Raw genomic sequence first — 6,288 nt, 5'->3', positions numbered from 1 at the left:
CCGGAGCTCTGCATCGCCGCCGCCGTAATGCCCGGCCCGCTGCTTGGAGGCTGACGCCCAACGCCCCAATTTTCCGCCATGCCACGGGACTCGCTGATCCGCCTTGCCGTCTTCCTCGGGGTGCTGGCCGCGCTGCTGCTGGCCGAAAGGCTGCGGCCCTGGCGCCGCGCCACGCCCGCGCGCTGGCCGGGCAATCTCGGCCTCGGGGTGCTCGGCGCCCTGGCGGTGCGGGCCACGCTCCCGGCCGCGGCGGTCGGCGCCGCCCTCTGGGCGGAGACGCGGGGGATCGGGCTGCTGGCCGGGGCGCCGCTCTGGCTCGCCCTGCCGGTGGCGTTGCTGGCGCTCGACCTGCTGATCTATGCCCAGCACCGGGTGAGCCATGCGGTGCCGCTGCTCTGGCGGCTGCACCGGGTCCACCATGCCGACCCCTCGGTCGATGCCACCACCGCGCTGCGCTTCCACCCGCTGGAGATCCTGCTCTCCATGGCGCTGAAGATGGCGGCGGTGGTGGCCCTGGGAGCGCCGCCCGTGGCGGTGCTGGCCTTCGAGGTGCTGCTGAACGCGACGGCCATGTTCAACCACGCCGCCATCCGCCTGCCGCCGCGGCTGGAGCGCGCGCTGCGCCTGGTGCTGGTGACGCCGGAGATGCACCGCACCCACCATTCCGAGGTGCCGGCCGAGACGGATAGCTGCTTCGGCTTCTGCCTGCCCTGGTGGGACCGGCTGTTCGGCAGCTACCGCGCCGCGCCGGCGGCGGGGGAGGCGGTGGTGATCGGCCTGCCCGGCTGGCGCGCCGAGGCCGAGCAGCGGCTGGACCGGCTGCTGCTGCAGCCCTTCCGCCGCGTCCCTTGAGGCTGGCGCAGGGCATCCACGGCTCGCCCATTCGCGGCCATGCCGCGACAGGCTGCGCAAGGCACCGGTGACGACGGAGTCCGGGGCCACCGCGAAGCCGCGCCAGCGGCTGCGTGGGCAGGAAGGCACCCCCGCGGCCAGGCGCAGCAACCTCGCGGGATCTACTCCGGCGGCTGGTAGAGGGAGTGGATGGAGAGCCGGCGCAGCGTGTTCCGCGCCAGCGCCTCGATCTCCCGCCGGTCCGTGGTCTCCGGATGCACCGCCAGCCAGGCCGTGGCGGTGCGGCCCCAGAACAGGGTGAGGTCCGTCAGCCGGTCCCGCAGGCTGCGCTGCTTGGTGATGAGCCGGCTGAGATTCTGCAGCGCGCCGGGGCGGCGCAGGCTGGCATCGGCCTCCCGCACCACCTGTTCCATGGTGCGGCGCGGCCGGTCGATCACCGGGCCGAGGGAGCCGAGGGCCAGGGTCAGCAGATCGTTCGCCCAGCGCCGGTCATCCCCCAGCACCTTGTGGGTCAGGCTCACCATGCGCTCCATGGCGCGGTAATCCGGCTGGGCCGCGGCGGCGGCCAGGGCGCCGGCATGGGCATTGGCCAGGCGCTGCAGCCGGCGGGCGAGCGGCGCCACCGTCTCCAGCGGCAACCCGTCCCGGGTGATGCAGCGGGCCACCGCCTGCTCGAACATGTCGGCCCCCGGCGGTACCCGGCGGATGGAATCGCAGAGCGCGACCGCTTCCTCCTGCGCCGTCGCCGCCATGGCCTCCACCAGCGCGGTGGTGGCGGCGTAGATGTGGTGCTCCTCCGGCAAAGGCGGGTCCTCGCCCCGCAGCGTGGGCGGCACGGGGTCCTGCGGCGCCACCGTCTCCACATGGCGCAGCGCGGCGGGCACCAGGCGGAGCAGCAGGAAGTCCCGGCTGCCCGGCTGGATCTCGAACATCAGATGCGCCCGCTCGATGTCCATGACCAGGCGGATATGGTCGAAGCGGCGCACCACGGCGATGGCGCCGGCGGCGTCGCGCTCGAAGCGCAGCCCGGGCTCGCGCAGCACGGCCGCGGCGAAGTCGAAGCGCGGCGGCGGCCATTCCCCCAGCCCGACGGCGCCCGGGAAGGTCACCGGGTCGAAGCTTCGAGGGTCCGGCAGGGTAGGATGGGTCACGGGGTCCACGCCGGGAAAGTCTCACGCGGGGGTTAACCGGATGTATGCCGGCCCCGGTGCCCGGCCTTGTGGCCTTGCGCCCGGCGCACAGGAGCCCGCAGGATGCCTACCCCGGCCCGGCACGGCGGCGCCCCGGAAGGCCGCCATGGGCGGCCGCAGGACCCCGGCCCAGCAGCCGGCACGAGACCAGGAGACCCGAATTGGTGGCAGAGTCGGCCCAGCGCCCGCTGGCCTCGGAGAAATTCCGCAACCCGCTGGTGACGGCGAAGGGCGAGGCGCGGGCCACCGTCGCCCTCGCGGCGCTGCGGACGCTCTGGGTGAATACCGGCACGCTCTGCAACATCACCTGCCGCCATTGCTACATCGAGAGCAGCCCGCGCAACGACGCGCTGGCCTATCTCTCGGCGGCGGAGCTCGACCCCTTCCTGGAGGAGATCGCACGGGAGGCGCTGCCGGTGACCGAGATCGGCTTCACTGGCGGCGAGCCCTTCCTGAACCGGGAGCTGCCGGCGATGCTGGCGGCGGTGCTCGGGCGCGGCTTCCGTGCCCTGGTGCTGACCAATGCGATGAAGCCGATGCGCAACCACGCCGCCGCCCTGCTGGCGCTGCGCGCGGCGCATGGCGAGCACCTCACGCTCCGCGTCAGCCTCGACCACTACGATCCGGCGATCCATGACGCGGAGCGGCAGGAGGGCAGCTTCGTCCAGGCGCTGGAGGGGCTGGCCTGGCTGGCGGCGCGGGGCTTCCGCGTGCATGTCGCCGGCCGCGCCGGCTTCGGCGGAGAGGGTGAGGCGGCGATGCGCGCCGGCTTCGCCCGGCTCTTCGCCCGCCATGGCATCCCGATCGACGCCGAGGACCCGGTGGCGCTGATGCTCTTCCCGGAGATGGATGCGGCGGTGGACGTGCCGGAGATCACCACCGCCTGTTGGGGTATCCTGAAGAAATCGCCCGATAGCCTGATGTGCGCCTCGGCGCGCATGGTGGTGAAGCGGCGCGGAGCGGCGCGGCCGGCGGTGCTGGCCTGCACCCTGCTGCCCTACGACCCGCAATTCGAACTGGGCGCGACCCTGGCCGAGGCGGCCCGACCGGTGCCGCTGAACCACCCGCATTGTGCGAAATTCTGCGTCCTCGGCGGCGCCGCCTGTTCCCGTTGACAGGCCGTTCTGGACGCGGGCGGAGCGATCCCTTTACCCTTCCGGCGTAACACGGGGATGCGCCGCCAAGGCGCCGGGAAGGAGGAAGCGGCATGCATCACGCATGGTCTCGCCGGGCGCTGCTGGGCGCGGCCGGGGTGGTGGGCACGGGGCTGGCGGCGCCCTCCCTGGCCCAAGCCGGCTGGCCAAGCCGGCCGGTGCGGCTGGTGGTGGGCTTCACCCCTGGCAGCGCCACGGACATCACCGGCCGCATCTTCGCCCAGCGCTTCGCCGAGCTCTGGGGACAGCCGGTGGTGGTGGAGAACATCCCGGGCAATGGCGGCGCCATCGGCGCCGACCGGGTGGCGAAGGCGGCGCCGGACGGCCATACCCTGCTGTTCGGCGCCAATGGCGCGCTGACCATCGTGCCCAGCCTGCAGACCCTGCCCTTCGACCCGCGGAAGGATTTGGCCGCGATCGGGCTGGTGCTGACCATGGGCTCGCTGATCTTCACCAATCTCGACCTGCCGCAGAAGACGCTGCCGGAGATCATCGCCCGGGCGAAGGCGGAGCCGGGCAGCCTGGTCTATGGCACGCCCGGCGTCGGCACGCCGCAGCACATCGCCGGGGAGATGCTGTGCCACCAGGCCGGCATCCGCATGGAGCACATCCCCTATCGCGGCGCCAACCTCGCGGATGTGCTGAACGGCGTGGTGCCGATCGGCATCCAGAATACCGGCGCCGCCATGGCGATGGTGCGGGACGGCAAGCTGCGCTGTGTCGCCATCACCTCGCTCCAGCGCTCGCCCACCGTGCCGGATGTCCCGACCGTGGCGGAGCAGGGCTTCCCCGGCTTCGAGGCGATTTCCTGGTTCGGGCTGATGGGGCCGGCCGGCACCCCGCCGGCCGTCATCGAGCGGGTGAACGCCGATGCCAGGCGGGTGCTGGCGGATGCGGAGATGCAGGCGCGCTTCGCCCAGCTCGGCTTGGATGTCCTGCCCGGCACGCCGGAGGCGATGCGCGAGGTCATCGCGCGTGACATTCCGAAATGGGCGAAGGTGATCGCGGAGGCGGGCATCGCCACCAGCCGCTGAACAGCAGGGCGCCGCACCTTTCGCCGAGTCGTGTACCCGGCTTGCTGGGCTGCAAGACGTGATTTCCAAAGGCCTTTCGGCCTTTGGTGGGTGGGTGCTCGAGGGAGGGCAAAGCCCTCCCTCGACCCCCCCGATTGCAGCCCGCCCCGAAGGAGTGGACACTTCCCGACAAACACGGGAGGAAACCATGCTGCGACGCCGCAATCTGCTGGCGACCGGGGCCGCCCTTGCCCTGGCCCGTCCTGCCCTCGGCCAAACCCCCAAGGTACTGGTGCATGTGCCGCAGGCCAGCATCGGCAGCCTGGACCCGGTCTGGACCACCGCCGTCGTCACCCGCAACGCCGCGACCATGCTGTTCGAGACGCTCTATGGCCGCGACGAGCAGCTCAACCCCCAGCCCTTGATGCTGGAGGGGCACCGCATGGAGGACAATGCGAAGCGCTGGACCATGCGGCTGCGCGAGGGGCTGCGCTTCCATGATGGCGAGCCCGTGCTGGCGCGGGATTGCGTCGCCAGCCTGCAGCGCTGGATGGTGCGCGACCCGGTCGGGCAGACCATCAAGGCGCGGCTGGAGGCGCTGGAGGCGCCGGATGACCGCACCCTGGTCTGGCGGCTGAGCAAGCCCTTCGCCTCGCTGCCTTACGCCCTGGCCAAGACCCAGCCCAGCCCCGTCATCATGCCCGCCCGGCTGGCGGCGACCGACCCCTATCGCCAAGTGGCGGAGTTCGTCGGCAGCGGCCCCTTCCGCTGGGTGCCAGAGGAGTATGTGCCCGGCAGCCTGGCGGTCTTCGCCAAATTCGACGGCTACCGCCCGCGCGACGAGGCGCCCAGCCACGCCGCCGGCGCCCACCGCGTGCTGGTGGACCGAGTGGAGTGGCGCTTCATCCCGGATGCGGCGACGGCGGCGAATGCGTTGATCAATGGCGAGGTGGACTGGATCGACCAGCCCTTGCCGGATCTGCTGTCGCGGCTGAAGCGGGCGCGCGGCGTCGAGGTCGGAGTCATCGACAATTACGGTACCTTCGGCGCCATCCGGCTCAACCATCTGCAAGGGCCGACGACCAGTGCCGCGCTGCGCCGGGTGATGATGGCGGCGGTGGACCAGCAGGAGGTGATGACAGGCGCGATGGGCGAGGACCGCTCGCTCTACCGCGCGCCGGTCGGCTATTTCCTGCCCGGCACGCCTTCCGCCAATGATGCCGGGATGGAGGCGGTGCGGCAGCGGCCGGACAAGGCGCGGCTGCGCACCATGCTGGCCCAATCCGGCTACAAGGGCGAGCGCATCGTCTGCATGCACCCGACCGACCAGACCTTCTACGATGCCTTCACCAGCGTCTGCGTCGCCGCCTGGCGCGAGATCGGGCTGAACATCGACGACCAGTCGATGGATTGGGGCACCATCGTGCAGCGCCGCGCCAATACCGAGCCGCTGGAGAAGGGCGGCTGGTCGCTCTTCCCCTCCGGCTTTCCCGCCGCCGAGTACCGCGACCCGGTCTTCGCCACCAATCTGCGCGGCAATGGCCGGGCGGCCTGGTTCGGCTGGCCGGACGACCCGGAGGTGGAGCGGATGCGCGACGCCTGGATGGACAGCACGGATGAGGCGGAGCTGCGCCGGCTGGACCAGGCGATCCAGGCCCGCTCCTTCGAGACGGTGCCCTTCATCCCGCTCGGCCAGTACTTCCCGCCCAGCGCCTGGCGGAGCAATCTGAAAGGGTTGCTGAAGGGGCCGGTGCCGGTCTTCTGGAATGTGGAGAAGGGCTGAGCGTCGCGTGCGCCTGATCCGATCGCCGGAGGGCGCAGGCGGAGCCGAGCACCGGAGGCGTGAAGCGGATCGGCGAAGCTGCCGATCGTCGGAGGGCGCAGGCGGAGCCGAGCACCGGAGGCGTGAAGCGGATCGGCGAAGCTGCCGATCGTCGGAGGGCGCAGGCGGAGCCGAGCACCGGAGGCGTGAAGCGGAGAGGAAGCAGGCATGGCGATGAAGCGCATGGTGTTGGAGATCGGCATGGGGACCGATATCCGCGGCCTGGACAGCACCAAGGCCGCGGTGCGGGCGCTGCG

6 protein-coding genes are annotated in these 6,288 nt (G+C 71.8%); 5 read left to right on the top strand and 1 reads right to left on the bottom strand.

Annotated elements, in window-relative coordinates; genetic code table 11:
* Positions 1-78 precede the first annotated feature (78 nt).
* A complete protein-coding gene (locus NJ376_RS12660; RefSeq protein WP_252953631.1) occupies positions 79-852 on the top strand; it encodes a sterol desaturase family protein in 774 nt (257 codons plus the stop codon).
* Positions 853-1,013: 161 nt separating this feature from the next.
* Here NJ376_RS12660 and NJ376_RS12655 read toward each other — a convergent pair whose 3' ends face one another.
* A complete protein-coding gene (locus NJ376_RS12655) occupies positions 1,014-2,003 on the bottom strand; it encodes a hypothetical protein (RefSeq protein ID WP_252953630.1) in 990 nt (329 codons plus the stop codon).
* A gap of 203 nt (positions 2,004-2,206) precedes the next feature.
* On the opposite strand from NJ376_RS12655, the gene NJ376_RS12650 reads away from it, so the two are divergent.
* From NJ376_RS12650 to NJ376_RS29300, 4 genes are all read left to right on the top strand, one after another.
* Positions 2,207-3,157, top strand: a complete 951-nt coding sequence (locus NJ376_RS12650; RefSeq protein WP_252953629.1) for a radical SAM protein — start codon at positions 2,207-2,209, stop codon at positions 3,155-3,157.
* Positions 3,158-3,249: 92 nt separating this feature from the next.
* On the top strand, positions 3,250-4,230 hold the full coding sequence (locus NJ376_RS12645; protein ID WP_252953628.1) for a Bug family tripartite tricarboxylate transporter substrate binding protein: 981 nt from the start codon (positions 3,250-3,252) through the stop codon (positions 4,228-4,230).
* Positions 4,231-4,417: 187 nt separating this feature from the next.
* Positions 4,418-5,992: an ABC transporter substrate-binding protein gene (locus tag NJ376_RS12640; protein ID WP_252953627.1), complete on the top strand. Its 1,575-nt coding sequence runs from the start codon at positions 4,418-4,420 to the stop codon at positions 5,990-5,992.
* A gap of 207 nt (positions 5,993-6,199) precedes the next feature.
* A partial coding sequence (locus tag NJ376_RS29300) for a Lin0512 family protein (protein WP_370288221.1) occupies positions 6,200-6,288 on the top strand: 89 nt, incomplete at its 3' end.

The organism is Siccirubricoccus soli (genome assembly GCF_024178315.1).
In the GTDB taxonomy this organism is placed as follows: domain Bacteria; phylum Pseudomonadota; class Alphaproteobacteria; order Acetobacterales; family Acetobacteraceae; genus Siccirubricoccus; species Siccirubricoccus soli.
The sequence above is the reverse complement of the archived record's forward strand: the minus strand, read 5'-3'. Positions and strand labels throughout refer to the sequence as shown.